We start from the raw sequence: 17,810 nt of genomic DNA, 5'->3' as shown, positions 1-17,810 counted from the left end.
CTGCCAGCTGTCCTCGGGGTCCATGGTGGCCAGCGCCGCGTTGATGCCGCCGGCGGCCAGCGCCGTGTGGGCGTCGTCCTTGGGGCGCTTGCCGACCGCCAGGACATCGACCCCGGACTCGGCCAGTTCGATCGCGGCCCGCAGCCCCGCACCTCCGGTACCGATCACCAGCACCATGGTGGACAGACGTCGTTCGGTGATAGCCACGGCCTTGCTCCGTTCGCCTAGGTGGTCACTTACTGAGACCAGGCGGTTCGGGGTTCTGTGACAGGCAGGGTCAGGGCCGGAGTCCGGGCCTCGGGAACGGTGCGCCCACTGTCACAACGTGCGGCGCGGTCGTCCACGCGGTCACCCAGCCCGAGCACGTCGCGGTCAACGAGATCCTGATCCGACCGACCAGACCCGCTGAACGCGGAACGGTCCCACAGCTGGTAGGCGTTCCCGGCGTCCATGACGTGCCCGGCCCCGTACACGGTGTGCCGTGTCTCTGTGTCGGCTCGCCAACCGATGTCACAACTACCGCCCTCACTCTGTCTTGAGAAGGTGAAGCCGAGAGAACAGAGGACACCGTGCGTGAGATCCTGATCGTGGGTGGCGGCTACGCGGGCTTCTACACCGCGTGGGGACTGGAGAAGAAGTTGCGTCGCGGGGAGGCACGGGTCACCGTCGTCGACCCGCGACCGTACATGACGTACCAGCCCTTCCTGCCGGAGGTCGTGGCAGGCTCGATCGAGGCGCGTCACGCGGCCGTGTCACTGCGGCGGCACCTGCGCCGCACGCGACTGATCGCCGGAACGGTCACGGACATCCGCAACGCCGACCACACCGTCACCGTCCGGCCGGCCAGCGGGCCGGACTACCGGCTCACCTACGACATCCTCGTGGTCACGGCCGGGGCCGTCACCCGCACCTTCCCCATACCCGGGCTCAGTGATGAGGCCTTCGGACTCAAACATGTCGAGGAGGCCGTCGCCATCCGTGACCGGCTGCTCACCTCGTTCGACCGGGCTGCGTCGCTGCCGCGCGGTCCCGAACGCCGCAAGCTCCTCACGGTCACGTTCGTCGGCGGCGGATTCTCCGGGGTGGAGGGGTTCGGCGAACTGCTGTCCCTGGCGACCGCGCTGCTCAAGCACTACCCCGAGCTCACCCCGGAAGAGCTCCGGTTCCACCTGGTCGAGGCACGCGGCCGGATCCTGCCCGAGGTCGGCGACCGGCCCGGCGCGTGGGTGGTCCGCGCGCTGGAGAAGCGCGGAGCGCAGGTGCACCTGAACACCCAACTCGTCTCCGCGGAGCACGGCCATGTCGTGCTGTCGAGCGGTGAGGAGTTCGACACGGGCCTGCTCGTGTGGGCCGCGGGCAACGCGTCGAATCCCATTGTGCACAACCACACGGACCTCCCCGTCGACGAACGCGGCCTGCTGATCGTGCGTGCCGACCTCGGCGTCGGCACGGAGACCGACCCGGTGGAGGACGTGTGGGCCGCCGGCGACGACGCGTCCGTACCCGACCTCGCGGTGCGCCGACCCGGAGCGCACACGGTCCCCAACGCACAGCACGCGGTACGCCAGGGCAAGCGCCTGGCGAAGAACGTCCTGGCCACGCTGCGGGGACGGGTTACCGAGAACTATGTGCACCACAGCCTGGGAGTGGTGGCCACGCTGGGCCTGGGCCGCGGCATCTTCCAGTACCGGCGTCTGGTCGTCAAGGGCTTCCTCGCCTGGCTCATGCACCGCGGCTACCACGTACTCGCCGTGCCGACCTGGGAGCGCAAGGTCCGGGTGCTCGCCGTCTGGGCCACTGCCGTGCTGTACGGCAGGGACGTCGTCTCCCTGGCCTCGGTGCAACAGCCTCGGGAGGCCTTCGTGTCCCATGGGAACCCGCGCCGCAGCGACCAGCCCGCAGACGTGCCCGCCCAGTGAAGTCACCGGGAGCGAAGACGGGCGAAGGCTCGACACTGATCACGCGCTGGAGAGCGCTGGCGCGCCTGCACCGCCGGATCGAGGGCGCGGTCGAGCGACGGCTCCATGAGGAGCTGGGGTTGAGCCTTCGCGAGTTCGAGTCGTTGGAGGTGCTGCACCACGGTGCCACCACCGCGGGCGGGCGGCTGTATCTGCAGGATCTGGCTGCCGAGATCGTGCTGAGTCAGTCGGCCACGAGCGGACTCGTGACCCGGCTGCAGGGCCGGGGCCTCATCTCCATCGCGACCGCAAGCCACGACCGGCGCAGTGTCGACGTGTACTTGACCCCAGTGGCGCGGGAAGTACTGCGCCGCGGAACCCCGTTGGTCGCCGAGGCCGTCCGTCACGCCGTCCAGGCCCTCGACAAAGGCGCCGACCCGGCCCTGCTGCGCTGTCTCCAGGAGGTGGCACCGGGTGGGTGGCGCGCCGAAGCGTTGTCACGTACTGCTGACCTCTGAGAACGGGTCAGCGGAACGACAACGCGTTACGCCGGACGACATCCGAGGTGGCCGACCAGTCGAACTCCGCGCCGTATCCGACCGCCATCTCGGACAGAACGTTCTCGTCGACCGGTCCGGAAATTGCCCCGCAGTCCCCGAAGAACTTCTCGAACCCGGCCGGCGCGATGATTTCCAGTACGGAGGCCGGTTCGTCTCCGCGGTTCCAGAACGCGTGCCATTGCCCGCGCTGCTGATGGATCCGTTCTCCTGCGGCGGCCTTCCGCTCCTCGCCGTTCGACAGTGCCCAGACCTCGCCGCTCAGTGCATGGACGTACGCGTCCTCGCGTGCGCGACGATGCACCGGCGCCCCCAGAGCCCGCGGATCGAGAAGGTGCTGCACCAGGGAGAACCGTCCCTCTGTGTCGCTGCCGTGCATGAGGAGACGACTCTGGACGCCGGGCAGACAGGGAAGCAGGGGCGCGTCCCGTCGACCCAACGCGTCTGCCAGAGCCTGAGGAGTCAACTCAAACATAAATTTCCCTTGGTGGCCGGTGGTGAGTAACGGACAACGAACAATATAGGCATTGATCCACAGCCTGGATATTCCAGAAAGGTGGTACCCGATTTCCCGCCGGATATAGGGTGGGGCCGTGAAAGAGTCGGCAATGAGACGGATTGCAGAAGAGGTCGGCGACGCGGCCGTGCGCAGCAAGGACATCGTGTCCTTGTGGAGCGTCGTGACCGATGTCCTGTGCGCCGTCATCCCCGAGGTGTGGGACACCTGCTGGTACAGCGTCGACCCAGCGTCGCTGCTGGTCACCAGCCATTACCGTCAGGGCAGGGCCCAGGTACCCGCAAAGCTCCTCGAGGAGTTGATAATTCATGAGCACTACGCCGACGACGTGAACCGGATCGCCGACCTCGGCCGTTCCGCATCCGGAATGTCCGGGATCCACGAGGCTACCGGAGGAGATCCCGGGGTCAGCTCCCGCCGACGGCGGGGTCTGGAGGTCGGCAGCGATCAGGAACTGCGCGTGACCCTACGCACGGGTGCCAAGGAGACCTGGGGCGCACTCTCGCTCTATCGCGAGGAAGGACGTCCGCCGTTCGACGCGGACACACATGCGCTGCTTCGCACCATTGCGCCGGTTGTGGCTCAAGGCATGAGGCACATGCTCCTGCAGGACACAGGAGACGGTGATGCGGGAAATGGGGGAGAAAGCTCCATCGCGGCAGAGGACACCCCCGGGCTCGTCATCCTCGACCGGGCCTTCGCGGTGCGGTCGACGTCGCCCGGCACAGAGCGCTGGCTGCGCCGCCTTCCCGACAACGACCCGGACGCAGGCCGATTGCCGACGGCCGTTCTGTCGGTGGCGGCCGCGGCGCTGCGTGCCGCGGACAGGAACGAGGCGATGGCACAGGCACCGCTCGCCCGCGTCACCTCTCCGGACGGTGGCCGGCTCGCCCTGTACGGGACCCATGTGCCGGGGCAGGGGATCGGGGAAGGGGTCGCAGTGATCATCGAGCATGCGTCGCCCGGGCGGATGCTGCCGTTGCTGATGTCGGCCTACGCGCTGACGGACAGGGAACGGGACGTCGTCCGTCTCATCCTTCGGGGCAGGTCCACCGCCCAGATCGCCGCGTGCCTCTTCGTGACGCCCCACACGGTGCAGCAGCACCTCAAGAGTGTCTTCGCCAAGACCGGCGTACGGAGCCGACGGGACCTGGTGGGGATCTTCTTGTCCGGCCAGTGACCGACGTCGTCGGCCGAGCCGGTGGGGCAGGCCGACCGCAGGCCGGCGCGCCACCGTGGCTCTCCTACTTGCTGAGCCGGAGGTCGGGACCGAACACGTCGTAGTGAATGGCCGCGGTGCTGAGCCCGTGCGTGAGGAGGCCGCTGCGGACCGCCTGCACGAACGGAAGCGGGCCGCACGGAAGGTGGTGGTGTCCCGCGGCAGTGTCGGGCCGGTGACATCCGCCCGGCCTTCACGTACGTGCGCCGCGTGTGCCTCAGGCCGGCCCGGTTCGCCGGTGACGGTCTCGTCCCACTCGCCGGCGCCGTCCTCGTACCACGGGTGCAACGAGGCGTTGCGCCGCGGGCTCACGAGTCCGGGCAGCTCCAGCCGGGCGTGGTGAACAGGGGAGAGGTCGGCGCGGACGACGACGGGCCGGTGAGTCCAAGATGCATATCAAAGATGGTGTGAATGTCGTCAGTGGAGAGTGGGCCTGGGCCACGCTCGCTGCGAAAGGCTTGGAAGCGCGAGAGCCCTCCCGCACGTGAACCCCCGCGGCGCGACACCGCAGGGGGAGAAGAAAGCGTCTTCAGGCCGCTTACATGGCGTGGTACAGGCCGCGGCCCGTGCGGCGGATCCGTGAGGTGCCGACCAAGCGGTCGAGAGTGCTGCGGACGGCGTTGATGCTGCCACTGTCCGTGGCGCGGCCAAGCACCGCTGCGACATCACGGGCTCGCACCTCGACGTCGCCGGCTCCGGAGAAGTAGTCCAGGATCTGTTCGGTGAGCTTGCCGTACTTCTTCTGCTCACCCGTCTCTTCGGAGGACTCCGGCGAGACATCGAGGTCCTCGGGTGCAGCCGAGGACTGAGGCTTACGATGCGCACGAGCGGTCGTGGCCGCGACATCGGCCGGATCCGCCGCGGGCTGCTCCGGCCTGGGACCGGCATGTGCGGCGGCCCTGACACCGGCCCTGACACCGGTCCTGCCGAGGGCGCCGGAAGTGCCCGACCCGGCCGACATCAGGGCCTGAAGGGCGCCGAGGGCCCGCTGGACGGAGCTGAGATGGGCGACGACGGCAGCCAGTTCTCTCTCCAGGGACTGCTTCTGGACTTCCAGACGGGCCAGATCCTCCTGGAGGCTCTCAGCGGTGACCTCAATGTCATGTGCCGCGTGGGTGACAGACACCATGTGTTCCTCTCGTCCTCAACCCTCGTGGTCGCGTCCGTGTTCGGCTCGCCTCGAATCGTCGTCCGGCTCCCCTACGGATACCACTGCACATCATATGCGGGAGCCCCCTCGTCGGAGATGGATGGAAGCATGTGAAGGACCGGGGCCCGTGCTCCGGACGAGGTTTCGAGCGGCGCAGCCGGCACGGAGCATGTCCAACTGCGCCTCGAGCGCGAGCCGGGTGCTACTCGAAGTCGCAGCCCGGGTCGGCGGCGTCCTGCGCGAAGGGGGCACCGTGCGGCAGGACGTAGAGAACCTCCAGCACGACATCGGTGGTGCCGCGGTTCTGGCCGATGTGCACGTGGTCGGCGCCCGACGGCTCCTGAATCGAGCTTCCCTTCGGGTACACACCGTCCGAGGCGCAGGTCGCGTCGAAGTGGCTCAGGGTTCCCTGCTTGACGTAGCCGTACAGGGTGCCGTCGTGGTGGTGCCAACCGGTTCCCTGACCGGGGGGAATGGTGATCTCGCGCAGGACGTAGTCCCGGTTGCCCACGGTGGTCTGGGCGATGAGCTTCGCGGTGACGCCCGGGCCGCCCGGAGTCGCCTGGGCGGTGGCCGGGAGGGAGAGCGCGGCGAGCACGGCAGTGATCACTCCCAGACGTGACAGATTGTGCACGATGGTCTTTCCACGGTGGATGCGGTACATGGAGGACGACCCGGTTGTCACCCGATGCGTGATGGTGCCCCGGCGAGACGGCACAGGCGCGATCTCGTCAAGTCGTCGTGGACCGCAGGCCGGAGCGGCATAGTGTGCCACCCTTGAGTGCCGCCGGCAGACGGTGCTGGACAGTGACGCATACCTCGGGGCGCGGCTGAAGTGACGGTCGCGTCCCGCGCGAGCGTGCAGACATGCCGGACCTGGTACCGTTCCTGAGGCTACGTCAGAGAACCGGGACAGTACCAGACAAGGCCGTCGCCCTGAAGCCAGCGTCTGCATCGCCTGATTGACACTATGTCAAGAAGAAGCATGACACTTCACTCAACGCATACGGCACTCCAAGCGCTGACACCGAACTTGCACGGCGGATGTCACAAAACAGGGACCTCCGTTGTCAATGAAGCAGACGCGATGGGAGGCACCGTGATGATCAGTGGTCGCCGCTCGTGGGGAGCCGGGCTGCCGGTCTCGCAAGACCCTACGGGTAGCTGTGCCCCGCCCGAACGCCGTTCGCCGAAGCGGCTGTTCCCCGGGCAGCCGGATGATCGCGCCACTTGACAGCGCTGGATACTCGGAGGAACGGAGACAGAAGGATCATGTATCCCGAGACGCCCCCCGCGGAAGGTGCCCTGGACGAGACTGTTTCTGTCTTCGTGGAGCTCCGGCCCCGGCTCTTCGGTATCGCATACCGCGTACTGGGAAGCGCGGTCGAGGCCGAGGACGTGGTGCAGGAAGTGTGGCTGCGCTGGCAGAAGGCCGATCGTTCGGCTGTGGTCAGCCCCGTGGCCTTTCTGTCGAGCGCCACCACCCGGTTGGCGATCAACGTGGCGCAGTCCGCCCGTGTGCGGCGGGAGACCTACATCGGTCCGTGGTTGCCCGAACCGGTCGACACGAGCAATGATCCCGAAGTGGGTGCCCAGCGGGCGGAAGCACTGGAACTCGCGCTCCTGCTGGTTCTGGAGAGGCTGACCCCTACGGAGCGGGCCGCGTACGTCCTGAGGGAGGCGTTCGACTACGCGTACGCCGATATCGCGGAGATGCTCCAGCTGACAGTGGTCAACGCGCGAAAGATCGTGAGCCGGGCGCGCAGGCACCTCGTGGCGGAGCAGCGCGAGAGCGTCGACGTGACCGAGCACCGGCGTCTGCTCAAGGCGTTCGTGGCGGCGGCACGGCAGGGAGACATCGCCTCTTTGGAAGGGCTCCTCACACCCGGAGCCGTGAGTCTGTCCGACGGCAACGGCATACGCGGCGCCGCTCGCATCCCGGTGCTGGGACGTGCACGGGTGGCGAATCTGTCGACCGCGTACCCCCGGTTCTGGGGCGAGGTGGAGGTGCGCTTCGTCCAGGCCAACGGACGCAGTGGGGTGCTGCTCTACCGGGACGGCCGTCCCTCGACCTTCATGACGATAGCGGCGTCGAGCGAAGGCATTCACCGGGTCATGTGGGTGTTCAACCCGAGCAAGATCGCCGCTTTCCTCAACTCGCCGTCGCGGCACGAGACGGCGCTCCGAGCCTGATGGAAGCGGTCCTGGACACGGCGTGAACCAATAGGGCTGCACCCATGCCGGTGCGGCCGCCGAGGCAGGACATCGTCGGTGGCCGCACCGACACGACTGCGGGATGCATCAGCGACAACTGGGAGCGGTCTGGTTCCAGGGACGTAGCTTGTCGGGGTTGACGACGACCCAGACCTGGACGATGCGAGGGCCGGCGAGGTCGAGGCTGATGACCGCGGCGACCCGTCGGTCGTAGCGCACGACCAGCCCAGTCCGCCCGTTGACGGAATGCGGGTCCACCGTCGTGCGCGCCCGCGGAGCCAACAGCGTCAGCAGACTCCGGGCCACCTGCTCTCGGCCATGAACGGGCCGTACCTGCGCCCGTACCTTGCCACCGCCGTCGAAGAACGCCGTCACGTCCTGCGCCAGCAACCCCACCAACCGCTCCGCATCCTGGGCCGCACACGCCGCGCGCACCTCATCCACCACCGCGGCCTGCTGCTCCGGCGTCGTGGGCCGCCCTCGCCTGGCCCGAAGGCTCTGCCGCGCCCGCTCCGCCAGCTCGGAGCACTCCGGCTCGGACCGTCCGACGATGTCGGCCACCGTACCCGGCGCCATCCCGAACACATCGCTGAGCACGAACGCGGCCCGCTCAGCCGGAGACAAGGCATCCAGCGCCCCCAACAGCACCGCGCTCACCTCCCGCTCCAACAGCCGTCGCTGCTCACCGGCTACGTCGCCCGGGTCCAGGGCCGGTCCACCACGCCGCCGCCTTCCCGGCCGCGCCAACCGTTCCAGACAGATCCCACCCACCTCGCGCGACAACCAGGCGCGGGGCTCCTCGATCACCTCCCGCTCCGCCTCCGTAAGCGCATACCACCGCCGATAGGCCTCATCCACCACTCCTTCGGCCTCAACGCCACTGCCCAGCATCCAGAACGCCACATCAAGCAGATGCCGTCTCTCATCCACCAACTCCCCGATCGGCAGTGCCTCATCGGCAAACTCCATGCCGCACCCTCCTTCGTCACAGCACCTCAGCACCACACCACCGGGCGGCCCAGGCATTCCGTCGGCGTGTGTGCGGGGGTGCTCTGTCCTTTCGCGATCAGGGAAGGCGGCGCGTCAGTCGGCGATGCAGCGCTGCGCACGACGTCTTCTCCTTCTTCGTCTGTTCGACAGACCAGACCGGACAGGCACAGATCTTGTGACATCAGGGCGGCTGCGCCGGCTCGGCCGGCGCTTCGGTGTCACACAGAAGCCGGCCGACCGGTCTCATGTGCCAGAGACCGTGACGTGGCTCATGGAGGCACCGGCAGGGACGCACCCCCAAGCGGCCACGCAGCCTCGGCCGCATCGGTTCATCGCAAAGAACCGGACACCTGTCGTGTACGCGAGCGCACGACCGTGTCGAGCGTTTGCAAGCCCATCCATCTTTCCGCGCAGGAGGAAGCTCATGGACTGGCGTGAATTGGCCAACTGCCGAGGCATGGACCCCGACCTGTTTTTTCCCGTCGGGAACAGCAGCAGCGTCGCGGCACTCGTACAGATCGACGAGGCGAAAGCCGTGTGCAGCAGCTGCCCCGTGGCACAGCAGTGCCTGGACTGGGCGATGCACGTCGACCCCGTGGAGGGAATCTGGGGCGGAACGACGGAAGCGGAACGCCGTGCCAAGCGACGCAGGGCACTTGCCTACCGCAACACAGCGAGAACGGCCGCCTGACCGCCTGTGCTGCCACGTGTCACACCTTCGTCGGCTGGCCTGTCATACGAACGACAACAGCTTGCGATTTCCGGCCAGGGACCACTGGCGTAACGCGCCGCGCTGCCATGTGAACACGCCGTTCCACCATTCATCGAACGTGTGACACCGATTCCACTTGCCGACGCCGTGCGGGCGCGGCCTCTTTCGAGTGCAGGAATGAGTGAGGAGAAATGGTCAGCGACCTTCCGTCGTCCGCGCCACGGCAACAACGTTCAGGGGAGAAGCTCGCCGCATGGGCCGATGTCCGACTCGGCACGCGTGGCTTGTCCAGGGCCACTGCGCGCCGGGTCTTCCCGGACCACTGGTCCTTGCTCCTGGGGGAGATCTGCCTGTACAGCTTCCTCGTCCTCGTCCTCACCGGCGTGTATCTGACGTTCTACTTCCACCCGTCGTCACAGCCGGTGCAGTACAACGGCAGTTACGTTCCCCTCCGCGGGCAGTGGGTGTCGGAGGCGTTCGACTCCACGATGCACATCTCGTTCGACGTGCGCGGCGGCCTGCTGATCCGGCAGGCCCACCACTGGGCAGCGCTGATCTTCGTCGCGGCGATGTTCGCACACACGATGCGGGTGTTCTTCACCGGGGCGTTCCGCAAGCCGCGCGAGCTCAACTGGCTATGTGGATTCCTTCTGCTGGTCCTGGGCATGTTCGGCGGCCTGACGGGCTACGACCTGCCGGACGACCTCCTGTCGGGCACCGGTCTCGCGGTCGTCAACGGCACCTTGCTCTCCATCCCGATCGTGGGCACCTACCTGTCGATGTTCCTCTTCGGGGGAGAGTTCCCGGGCGAGGACCTCGTCGCACGCTTCAACACCATCCATGTCCTGGTGATCCCCGCGGCCATGGTGGCCCTCATCGTCGCCTACGTGGCCCTCTCCCTGCGCCATCGGCACGCGCAGTACCCGGGACCGGGGCGCACCGAGAAGAACGTGGTCGGGCTTCCGTTCCAGGTGTACGCAGCGAAGGCGGCCGGGTTCTTCTTCCTGGTGTCCGGGATCGTCTTCGTCATCGCGGCCATCGTCCAGATCAACCCCGTGTGGCTGTACGGGCCCTACCGCGCCGACCAGGTCTCCGCCGGCTCGCAGCCCGACTGGTACATGGGCGTCGCCGACGGACTGCTGCGCGTCATGCCCGGCTGGGAGATCGACATGTGGGGTCACACGCTCGCCCTGGACAACCTCATCCCGCTGGCGGCGGGAGTCGGCCTGTTCCTCGCGCTGGGCGCGTACCCCTTCATCGAGTCCTGGCTGACCCGTGACGACCGCGCACACCATCTCCTCGACCGGCCACGCAACCGGCCCGTTCGCACCGCCCTCGGCACCGCGTGGCTCAGTGTCTACCTCGTGGCGCTCATCGGTGCCGCGAACGACCTGATCGCCATCCGGCTCCATGTCTCGGTCAATGCTGTCACCTGGGCGGTCCGCGTCGGTCTGTTCGCCGCACCCGTCCTCGTCTTCGTCGTGACCAAACGCCTCGCCCTCGGTCTCCAGCGGCGCGACCGCGATCTGGTCCTGCACGGCCGTGAGACCGGCATCATCAAGCGTCTCCCGCACGGGGAGTTCATCGAAGTGCACGAACCGCTCAGCCGGGAGCGGCTGCACGAGTTGACGGCCCATGAGCAGTACGAGCCCCTCACGCTCGCCCAGGCGGGCAGCGTGAACGGCACGCCCACCCGCGTCCAGCGGCTGCGGGCCCGGCTCAGCCGCGGTCTGTACGGCCAGGGAACCCAGATCCCGAAGCCCACCGCGGCCGAGTACAAGGAAGTCACCGGCCGAGGGCACCACTGACACACACCGTCTCCACTGCTGTCACACCTTCAATGGGTCAACTGTCATGAGAGTAGACATGGCCCACAATTCATTCTAGACAAGGAGCAACGCCATGAACCATCACATACTCGAATCCGCCGCCCAGGAGATCGCCGACGCGACGGCCACTCCGCCGTTCCTGTACGAACTCGGCCCGGAAGGCGCGCGGAAGGTGCTCGACGACCTGCAGGCCGCGCCCATCGAGAAGCCCGACGTGCAGGAAAAGTGGGTCACGGTGCCCGCCGAGGTCGGCGACGTCCAGGTCCGCATCGTCAAGCCCGTCGACGCCGAGGGCACCCTCCCGGTCGTCCTCTACGTGCACGGCGGGGGCTGGGTCATCGGCAATGCGGGGACCCATGACCGCCTGGTGCGCGAGCTCGCCGTCGGCGCGCACGCCGCCGTGGTGTTCGTCGAGTACGACCGTTCGCCGGAGGCCAAGTACCCCGTCGCCATCGAGCAGGCGTACGCGACCGCTCGATGGATCACTGCGAAGGGCGAAGACGAGGGGCTGGACACCTCGCGTCTGGCGGTGGCCGGCGACTCCGTCGGCGGCAACATGACCGCGGCACTGGCCCTCATGGCCAAGCAGCGCGGTGACGTGACCTTCGTGCACCAGTCGCTGTACTACCCCGTCACGGACGCGGCCCAGGACACCGACAGCTACCGGGAGTTCGCCAACGGCCCCTACCTCACCGCGAAGGCGATGGCCTGGTTCTGGGACTGCTACACCACCGACCCCGCCCAGCGCGCCGAGATCACCGCCTCGCCGCTGCGGGCGAGCCTGGAGGAGCTGCGGGGACTGCCGCCCGCGCTCGTCATCGTCGACGAGAACGACGTGCTGCGCGACGAGGGCGAGGCGTACGCCCGCAAACTGACCCAGGCCGGCGTTCCCACCACGAGCGTGCGCATCAACGGCACCCTGCACGACTTCATGATGCTCAACCCCGTGCGCAACACGCGGGCCACCGACGTCGCCATGCAGCAGGCCATTCACACCCTGCGCACCGCCCTGCACGAGGGCTGAGACCCCGCCGGCGCCCCGCGCGCGGCCCTCGACCGCGCGGCTGGCTGCGAGAACCACACGCGACTGCCTCCATCCAGCACGGATGAAACAGAACTCCGATCCGAAAGGCCCCTGTCATGCAACGACCTTCTCTGCCCCGGCGTTCCCGTGGCCGTCTCACCCTCTTGGCGACGGCAGGCGTCGCCGTGGCCATGCTCGCCACGTCGGTCGCGCCTGCGAGCGCCGGCAAGGCCTCCTCGTCTTCCGGCCGCAAGCCCACCGTCGTTCTCGTCCACGGAGCTTTCGCCGACTCCAGCAGCTGGAGCGGCGTCGTGAAGCAGCTGAAGCGGGAGGGCTACCCGGTCGTTGCCGCGGCCAACCCGCTGCGCGGGCTCGGCAGCGACGCTGCGTACCTGAAGGAGGTCCTGGCCGACATCGACGGGCCCGTGGTGCTGGCCGGACACTCCTACGGCGGCTCCGTCATCAGCGACGCCGCCCAGGGGGCCAAGAACGTCAAGGCGCTGGTCTACGTCGCCGCCTTCCTCCCGGAGAAGGGCGAGAGCGCGGTCGAGCTGTCGGGCAAGTTCCCCGGCAGCACCCTCGGCGAGGCCCTCCGTCCTGTCCCGGTCACGCTGCCCGACGGTACCCAGGGCACCGACCTCTACATCGAACAGGCCAAGTTCCACCACCAGTTCGCGGCCGACGTCCCGGAGAGCACCACCGACGTCATGGCAGTCACCCAGCGGCCGGTGACGAGCGCCGCGCTCGAGGAGGGCGCGTCCGAGCCGGCGTGGAAGACCATTCCGTCGTGGGTTCTCGTGGCCACCGAGGACCTCAACATCCCCGCGAAGGTCCAGGTCTTCATGGCCGAGCGTGCCCACGCGCACATCACCGAAGTCCGGGCGTCGCATGCCGTGAGTGTCTCGCAGCCACACGATGTCGCCCGCATCATCGAGGAGGCGGCGCGGACGGTCCGCTGACCGGCCGGCAGGTTCCGGGGCGGGGTGGCCATGTGGCCACCCCGCCTTCTTGGTCGTCCGCGTCGCGTCGCGGGCCGTGAGCGGTCAGGTCGGCGACCGGGGCGCAGGCCTGGGCGAAGGAGTCGAATCCTCCGCGCACATCGGAAAACATGGCGTGGCGGACGGAGAAACCGAGCATGCTGCGCACCGGATCACGGGGATTCCTCCGCGACTGGTTCCGCGACGAAGGCGTGGGCTTTCCGGGGTGGCCCTGGCGGCAGGGCCACCCCGGAAAGCCCACGCCTTCTGCTGGGCGAGCCAGTCCGTGAAGCGGGTGCGGCGATGTGCGCGTCGGGGCCGGGCAGCAGCGTGGTCTCCTGCAGCTCGGCCCCGAAGTACGTCGCGTGCGGATCGGTCATCAGGGTGCGCGGGTCGCTCTTCGCGGCGAGGCGGCGCGGCACGAGCACGTCACCGGGCCCGGGGCAGGCAAACCCGTGGACGGGTGTCAGGGATGAAAGCTGTCCAGCGGAACGCCGGGATCGGCGAGGACGGCGTCGTCGACCTCCGCCTCGGACTCGATGAGGGTACGGATCGGGTCGATGACGTCCCACACGTTGACGCTCATGCCCGCGACGACGCGGTTCGCCGACATCCAGAACGCGATGAAGCGGCGCTCTTCGGCCGGGCCCCGGAAGACCACGCGGTCGTACCCGCCCGGTTCGGTGTATCCGGTGTACTCCATGCCCAAGTCGTACTGGTCCGTGTAGAAGTACGGGAGCCGGTCGTACACGGCGTCCTGGCCCAGCATGCTCGCCGCTGCCGTGCGGGGCTGGTTCAGTGCGTTGGCCCAATGCTCCACGCGCAGATGACGGCCGTACCGCGGGTGGTAGGCGTTGGCGACGTCTCCCGCGGCGTAGATGCCGGCCACCGAGGTCCGCAGATGCGCGTCGGTCACGACGCCGTTGCGCACCTCCAGACCCGCCTCCTGCGCGAGTTGGGCGTTCGGCGTGATGCCCACGCCCACGACGACGGCGTCGGCGGGCAGATGGGTGCCGTCGGCGAGCAGCACCCCGTCCGCGCGCCCCCCGCTTTCGGTGATGCGCACGACCTCCGCACGGGGGTGCAGGCGCACCCCGTGCTCCTCGTGGAGACCGGCGAACACCTGGGCCGCCTCCCGTCCCAGGACCTTCAGCAACGGCAGATCGGAGTGCTCCAGCACGGTCACCTCCGCCCCGGCCAGGCGGGCGGCCGCCGCGGTCTCCAGGCCGATCCACCCGCCGCCGATCACCACGATCCGCGCCCCTTCGGTGAAGGCGGCCTTGAGCCGTTCACTGTCGCCGACCCGCCGCAGGTACAGCACGTTGTCGCGGTCGGCCCCGGGAATCGACAGACGGCGCGGGGACGAGCCGGTGGCAAGCAGCAGCTTGGCGTACGCGATACGCCGGCCACCCTCCAGTTCGACCTCCGCCGCGCGCGGGTCGACGGCGCTCACGGGCGTGCCGAGCAGCAGGTCGACGTCGTGTTCGGCGTACCAGTTCTCGGGGTGCACGTAGATCGAGTCACGGTCCTCCTTGCCCAGCAGGTAGCCCTTGGACAGCGGGGGCCGGATGTAGGGGCGATCCCGCTCATCGCCGATGATGAGGAGGGGGCCGCCGTAGCCGCGCTCCCGTAGGGCCTCCACGGCCGTGCCCGCGGCCAAGCCGCCCCCGACGATCACAATGGGATTCTCACGAGGCATGACGTTCCTCATTTCCGGTGTCGCGTAGTGGGAGTCATGGTGCGCGACTCATCCACCAGACCGAGTCATCACCTTTCGTGTGACACGCGTTGCGGGCCGAGAGAACGCGCAAAGGACGTCGGGGACCCGTTGTTGTCACACCTTCACGTATTGCTTGGTCATACAGATGGCTGGAGGAGCTGGACCGGTCAGCCGGTGATCACGAACGACTCCATGGACGGCGAAGGAGAGGAAGATGACCTACGTCATCGCGCAGCCCTGCATCGACGTCAAGGACCGGGCCTGCGTGACGGAGTGCCCGGTGGACTGCATCTACGAGGGAGAACGGACCCTCTACATCAACCCCTTGGAGTGTGTCGACTGCCACGCGTGCGAGCCCGTCTGCCCCGTGGAGGCGATCTTCTACGAGGACGAGCTGCCGCAGCGCTGGGCCGCGTACGCGGCCATCAACGCCGAGTACTTCGAGCAGCCTGACCGTGGGCAGGACCATCCCCTGATCGCCGGGCTGCCGCACCAGACCTCGGACAAGAAGGACATCGCCGTCTTCGCCATCCGCAAGGAGGAGGCGGCCGACGTCGACCGGTGGTTCCCGTCCTGACCAGGCACATGCGACACGAATCCAGGATCGTCCGGATCGGGCCGGCCGACACCGAGCAGGTGATCCTCCTGCACCGCAGGTGTTCCGTGGCCACACTGTGGAGCCGATACCACAGGGCGATGGGCGATCCCCGCTCGTACCTGGGTGGCCTGCTGACCCGGCTGGACTCGGTCCACCTGGCGGTGCGCCACCAAGACGGCCGACTCGTGGCCGTAGGACACCTGATGCCGGACGGGGACCGCGCGGAGGCGGCCCTGCTCGTAGAGGATCTATGGCAGAACCAGGGGCTCGGGACCCGGTTGCTCCGCCATCTCGGGGGCCATGCTGTCGGCCATGGCTGGCGTGCGGTCTACGGCCTCGTCCTGCCCGGTGACGAACGGATCCTTGCGATGCTGCGCCGCACCTCGATCCCTGTTCAACGGGTCGAGGAGGAGGGCGTGACGACGGTTTGGGCGGACACCGGCGACATCGCAGATGCCCTCCCGCTCCGGCGCGGCCGATCCCGGCAGCCGACCCGCGCCGGTGACTGGTGAACACCCAGGGCACCGCTTTCACCGACAGCCGGCGCGGACCACTGTGGAGTGGTGCCGCCCCGACCGTACGCGTTGCCACTGGCGTCGGCGGACGGTGGCCGGGAGTACGTCTAAGGAGCCAGCGTGATGGTGATCGGGCTGCCGCGCCATGCCATGCGCGCGTAGGGACAGAGAGAGTCAGCCTGTTCCAGCAGCGGAGTTGCGATCTCCGGATCCACCTCCGGCCAGTTCACGACGAGACCGACGCGCAGCAGATAGCCGCCGTCGTCCGGATCCCGCCCGAAGGCGACGGTCGCCTCCACGGAGATCGCGGCAGGGTCGAGTTCCTCCTGCCGCGCCACCAGGCTCAGGGCCCCATGGAAGCAGGCAGCGAAGCCGGCGGCGAACAGCTGCTCGGGATTGGTGGCCTGTCCGTCCCCGCCGAGTTCGGCGGGCATGCGCAGGTTGATGTCCAGGGCCCCGTCGGACGAGCGTGCCCTGCCGGAGGCGCGCCCGTGGGAGGCGACACCGCCGCTCACCGTCACGGTCGTCGTGTAGATGGGGGTGAAGGCCGGGCCCGTGTAGTCCTTCTGCGTGGACAGGCTGGGCAACTGGAACTGCTCGGTCACAGGATGACTCCGGCGTTGTCGTGGTGCGTGCCTCGGCTCATGCCCGACGGCGCGTACACAGATGGCAGGGATGCGGTGGGGACGCCGCCTGCCGGTGGAAGGATCTTCTCTCGGCGGGCGAGGCAGAACACCCGTCGCAGGGCGGGCGCCTCCGCGCCGCCGACGACATTCGTCACGTAGTCCTGTCCTTCGGTCAGCGGAAATCCGGATTCCAGATGACTGGTTGACCGATGAGTACCCGCACCTGTGACATCCGGGGGCCATGAGCTTGCGTGCCGGGTGGTATCGATGCTGTGAGGGCTGGCGCTCAGCGGCCCTCCAAGGGCGCCACACGCGGTAACAACTTGCCTGGAGTCAAGCCCCGCATGACGGGGTCGATCCTTCCCACGGACACCCCACGGACAGCAGGGCCAGGGCGTTCGTCCAGCGGTTCACCAACTGACGTGCGTTGTCCTCCGTGGTCCCCGGGACCTGTTCGAACCGGGCCTGTCGAGGGTCAGCGCCAGGACGGACGCGTCGGTCCGGTCGGGCCACGGGAGGAAGCCCTGGGGGCGTAGTTCGTCGATCACTTCGGCACGGGAGGCCGGCCACATCCAGAACGTCTCCGTGTGCTCGCGCAGCAGGTGTCTGCCCGCGCACACCCAATAGTCGAACCGTGTGCGGATCCGGGCGCCGTCGGCCGACATCACCATGCGTCCCCCGTACTCGTGTCGGCCGATCCGCTGCGCCGGGAAGAGACGCACCACCTCCGCGTCGGGAAGTCGAGCGGGTGGCAGTTGAAGAAGCAACGAACCGCCGGGGACGAGTGCCCGGGCGATGGATGGCCACAAGGCGCGGCGTACGGCGGGCGAGAGGCAGGCGACGGTGTTGTGACAGATCGCCACGTCCGCAACCTCGTACAGCTCCGCCTGGCCGAGCGGGCAGGGGTGGACCGTGACGCGCGCCCTCGACTCCGCGGGCAGTGAGGCCAGACGCGTCATCAGCGAGGTCCGCATCGCACGCGCGGGTTCGACGGCGTGCACGCCTACCTCGGATTCGAGAAGGCTCATCAAGGTCACACGACCGGTTCCGGCGCCCACGTCCAGCACGCCGAGCCGAGCACCGCGCACGACGCCGCTGTAGAGGCGGTGGACCCTTGTCGCATCCTGCTGCGCCTGGAGCACGTCGTAGAACTCGGCGCTGACGGCGTAGTCGTCCAGCTGGCGCGGAGTGGCCGACGGCCGGGAGATGACGGTGTGCATACCCAGCAAGACAAGCGATGCGTTGCTTTTGTGACAACCGTGTG

General features: G+C 68.2%; 20 protein-coding genes. 10 read left to right on the top strand and 10 right to left on the bottom strand.

Annotated features, from left to right (window positions below):
* Positions 1 to 177: FAD-binding protein (locus IEZ19_RS42125; protein ID WP_229841301.1), on the bottom strand; the 177-nt coding region annotated here is incomplete at its 3' end.
* A gap of 392 nt (positions 178 to 569) precedes the next feature.
* Here IEZ19_RS42125 and IEZ19_RS42120 point away from each other — a divergent pair.
* Complete coding sequence (locus tag IEZ19_RS42120) at positions 570 to 1,919, top strand: NAD(P)/FAD-dependent oxidoreductase (RefSeq protein ID WP_189316687.1); 1,350 nt, start codon at positions 570 to 572, stop codon at positions 1,917 to 1,919.
* The gene (locus IEZ19_RS42115; RefSeq protein ID WP_189316686.1) at positions 1,916 to 2,416 is read left to right on the top strand and encodes a MarR family winged helix-turn-helix transcriptional regulator; all 501 of its coding nucleotides are present in this window, start codon (positions 1,916 to 1,918) and stop codon (positions 2,414 to 2,416) included. The genes IEZ19_RS42120 and IEZ19_RS42115 overlap by 4 nt, the downstream gene beginning before the upstream one ends.
* 7 nt (positions 2,417 to 2,423) lie before the next feature.
* Here IEZ19_RS42115 and IEZ19_RS42110 read toward each other — a convergent pair whose 3' ends face one another.
* Positions 2,424 to 3,110, bottom strand: coding sequence for a cupin domain-containing protein (locus IEZ19_RS42110; protein WP_189316685.1), 687 nt, complete (start codon positions 3,108 to 3,110; stop codon positions 2,424 to 2,426).
* On the opposite strand from IEZ19_RS42110, the gene IEZ19_RS42105 reads away from it, so the two are divergent.
* A complete protein-coding gene (locus IEZ19_RS42105; protein WP_189316684.1) occupies positions 3,064 to 4,152 on the top strand; it encodes a helix-turn-helix transcriptional regulator in 1,089 nt (362 codons plus the stop codon). The two genes, IEZ19_RS42110 and IEZ19_RS42105, sit on opposite strands and share 47 nt — an antisense overlap.
* A gap of 577 nt (positions 4,153 to 4,729) precedes the next feature.
* Here IEZ19_RS42105 and IEZ19_RS42100 read toward each other — a convergent pair.
* On the bottom strand, positions 4,730 to 5,320 hold the full coding sequence (locus tag IEZ19_RS42100) for a hypothetical protein (RefSeq protein WP_189316683.1): 591 nt from the start codon (positions 5,318 to 5,320) through the stop codon (positions 4,730 to 4,732).
* A 223-nt stretch (positions 5,321 to 5,543) separates the two neighbouring features.
* Complete coding sequence (locus IEZ19_RS42095) at positions 5,544 to 5,966, bottom strand: cupin domain-containing protein (protein WP_229841477.1); 423 nt, start codon at positions 5,964 to 5,966, stop codon at positions 5,544 to 5,546.
* A 647-nt stretch (positions 5,967 to 6,613) separates the two neighbouring features.
* On the opposite strand from IEZ19_RS42095, the gene IEZ19_RS42090 reads away from it, so the two are divergent.
* Entirely contained in the window at positions 6,614 to 7,534 is a 921-nt protein-coding gene (locus tag IEZ19_RS42090; RefSeq protein ID WP_189316681.1) for an RNA polymerase sigma-70 factor, read from the top strand.
* Between the two features lie 108 nt (positions 7,535 to 7,642).
* Here the strand turns inward: IEZ19_RS42090 and IEZ19_RS42085 are convergent, their stop codons facing one another.
* Positions 7,643 to 8,524, bottom strand: coding sequence for a sigma-70 family RNA polymerase sigma factor family protein (locus IEZ19_RS42085; RefSeq protein WP_189316680.1), 882 nt, complete (start codon positions 8,522 to 8,524; stop codon positions 7,643 to 7,645).
* A gap of 445 nt (positions 8,525 to 8,969) precedes the next feature.
* Between IEZ19_RS42085 and IEZ19_RS42080 the strand changes: the two genes are divergently transcribed.
* The 4 genes from IEZ19_RS42080 (at position 8,970) to IEZ19_RS42065 (ending at position 13,069) form a co-directional block, all read left to right on the top strand.
* Positions 8,970 to 9,236 carry a WhiB family transcriptional regulator gene (locus tag IEZ19_RS42080; protein WP_189316679.1) on the top strand — a complete coding sequence of 89 codons (267 nt, stop codon included), beginning with the start codon at positions 8,970 to 8,972 and terminating at the stop codon, positions 9,234 to 9,236.
* Between the two features lie 212 nt (positions 9,237 to 9,448).
* A complete protein-coding gene (gene qcrB / locus IEZ19_RS42075; protein ID WP_189316678.1) occupies positions 9,449 to 11,065 on the top strand; it encodes a cytochrome bc1 complex cytochrome b subunit in 1,617 nt (538 codons plus the stop codon).
* 94 nt (positions 11,066 to 11,159) lie between these two features.
* On the top strand, positions 11,160 to 12,110 hold the full coding sequence (locus IEZ19_RS42070; RefSeq protein ID WP_189316677.1) for an alpha/beta hydrolase: 951 nt from the start codon (positions 11,160 to 11,162) through the stop codon (positions 12,108 to 12,110).
* Positions 12,111 to 12,226: 116 nt separating this feature from the next.
* Positions 12,227 to 13,069, top strand: coding sequence for an alpha/beta fold hydrolase (locus IEZ19_RS42065; RefSeq protein ID WP_189316676.1), 843 nt, complete (start codon positions 12,227 to 12,229; stop codon positions 13,067 to 13,069).
* A 191-nt stretch (positions 13,070 to 13,260) separates the two neighbouring features.
* On the opposite strand, the gene IEZ19_RS51725 is transcribed toward IEZ19_RS42065, so the two are convergent.
* Positions 13,261 to 13,515 carry a hypothetical protein gene (locus IEZ19_RS51725; protein WP_229841472.1) on the bottom strand — a complete coding sequence of 85 codons (255 nt, stop codon included), beginning with the start codon at positions 13,513 to 13,515 and terminating at the stop codon, positions 13,261 to 13,263.
* 38 nt (positions 13,516 to 13,553) lie between these two features.
* A complete protein-coding gene (locus IEZ19_RS42055; protein WP_189316675.1) occupies positions 13,554 to 14,786 on the bottom strand; it encodes an NAD(P)/FAD-dependent oxidoreductase in 1,233 nt (410 codons plus the stop codon).
* Positions 14,787 to 15,021: 235 nt separating this feature from the next.
* On the opposite strand from IEZ19_RS42055, the gene fdxA reads away from it, so the two are divergent.
* Both fdxA and IEZ19_RS42045 read left to right on the top strand, forming a co-directional pair.
* Positions 15,022 to 15,384, top strand: a complete 363-nt coding sequence (gene fdxA, locus IEZ19_RS42050; protein ID WP_189316674.1) for a ferredoxin — start codon at positions 15,022 to 15,024, stop codon at positions 15,382 to 15,384.
* Positions 15,385 to 15,503: 119 nt separating this feature from the next.
* Positions 15,504 to 15,917 (top strand): GNAT family N-acetyltransferase, encoded by a 414-nt coding sequence (locus IEZ19_RS42045; protein WP_229841470.1) that lies wholly within the window; start codon positions 15,504 to 15,506, stop codon positions 15,915 to 15,917.
* A gap of 110 nt (positions 15,918 to 16,027) precedes the next feature.
* On the opposite strand, the gene IEZ19_RS51720 is transcribed toward IEZ19_RS42045, so the two are convergent.
* The 3 genes from IEZ19_RS51720 to IEZ19_RS42030 form a co-directional block, all read right to left on the bottom strand.
* Positions 16,028 to 16,525 carry an Ohr family peroxiredoxin gene (locus IEZ19_RS51720; protein WP_189316672.1) on the bottom strand — a complete coding sequence of 166 codons (498 nt, stop codon included), beginning with the start codon at positions 16,523 to 16,525 and terminating at the stop codon, positions 16,028 to 16,030.
* Entirely contained in the window at positions 16,522 to 16,701 is a 180-nt protein-coding gene (locus IEZ19_RS51715; protein WP_189316671.1) for a hypothetical protein, read from the bottom strand. Before IEZ19_RS51715 ends, IEZ19_RS51720 begins: the two co-directional genes overlap by 4 nt.
* 255 nt (positions 16,702 to 16,956) lie before the next feature.
* Complete coding sequence (locus IEZ19_RS42030; protein WP_189316670.1) at positions 16,957 to 17,766, bottom strand: class I SAM-dependent methyltransferase; 810 nt, start codon at positions 17,764 to 17,766, stop codon at positions 16,957 to 16,959.
* Positions 17,767 to 17,810: the final 44 nt, after the last annotated feature.

Source organism: Streptomyces brasiliensis, assembly GCF_014647875.1.
GTDB classification, from domain to species: Bacteria; Actinomycetota; Actinomycetes; order Streptomycetales; family Streptomycetaceae; genus Streptomyces; species Streptomyces brasiliensis.
This window is presented reverse-complemented; position numbering and strand designations above follow the sequence as displayed.

What these genes read in the sequence shown, in the direction of transcription:
- fdxA (WP_189316674.1), top strand. Translation starts at nt 15,022, where the DNA reads ATGACCTACGTCATCGCGCAGCCCTGCATCGACGTCAAGGACCGGGCC.
- IEZ19_RS42085 (WP_189316680.1), bottom strand. Translation starts at nt 8,524, where the DNA reads ATGGAGTTTGCCGATGAGGCACTGCCGATCGGGGAGTTGGTGGATGAG.
- IEZ19_RS42105 (WP_189316684.1), top strand. Translation starts at nt 3,064, where the DNA reads ATGAGACGGATTGCAGAAGAGGTCGGCGACGCGGCCGTGCGCAGCAAG.
- IEZ19_RS42055 (WP_189316675.1), bottom strand. Translation starts at nt 14,786, where the DNA reads ATGCCTCGTGAGAATCCCATTGTGATCGTCGGGGGCGGCTTGGCCGCG.
- qcrB (WP_189316678.1), top strand. Translation starts at nt 9,449, where the DNA reads ATGGTCAGCGACCTTCCGTCGTCCGCGCCACGGCAACAACGTTCAGGG.
- IEZ19_RS42045 (WP_229841470.1), top strand. Translation starts at nt 15,504, where the DNA reads ATGGGCGATCCCCGCTCGTACCTGGGTGGCCTGCTGACCCGGCTGGAC.
- IEZ19_RS42030 (WP_189316670.1), bottom strand. Translation starts at nt 17,766, where the DNA reads ATGCACACCGTCATCTCCCGGCCGTCGGCCACTCCGCGCCAGCTGGAC.
- IEZ19_RS42070 (WP_189316677.1), top strand. Translation starts at nt 11,160, where the DNA reads ATGAACCATCACATACTCGAATCCGCCGCCCAGGAGATCGCCGACGCG.
- IEZ19_RS42100 (WP_189316683.1), bottom strand. Translation starts at nt 5,320, where the DNA reads ATGGTGTCTGTCACCCACGCGGCACATGACATTGAGGTCACCGCTGAG.
- IEZ19_RS42065 (WP_189316676.1), top strand. Translation starts at nt 12,227, where the DNA reads ATGCAACGACCTTCTCTGCCCCGGCGTTCCCGTGGCCGTCTCACCCTC.
- IEZ19_RS42090 (WP_189316681.1), top strand. Translation starts at nt 6,614, where the DNA reads ATGTATCCCGAGACGCCCCCCGCGGAAGGTGCCCTGGACGAGACTGTT.
- IEZ19_RS42080 (WP_189316679.1), top strand. Translation starts at nt 8,970, where the DNA reads ATGGACTGGCGTGAATTGGCCAACTGCCGAGGCATGGACCCCGACCTG.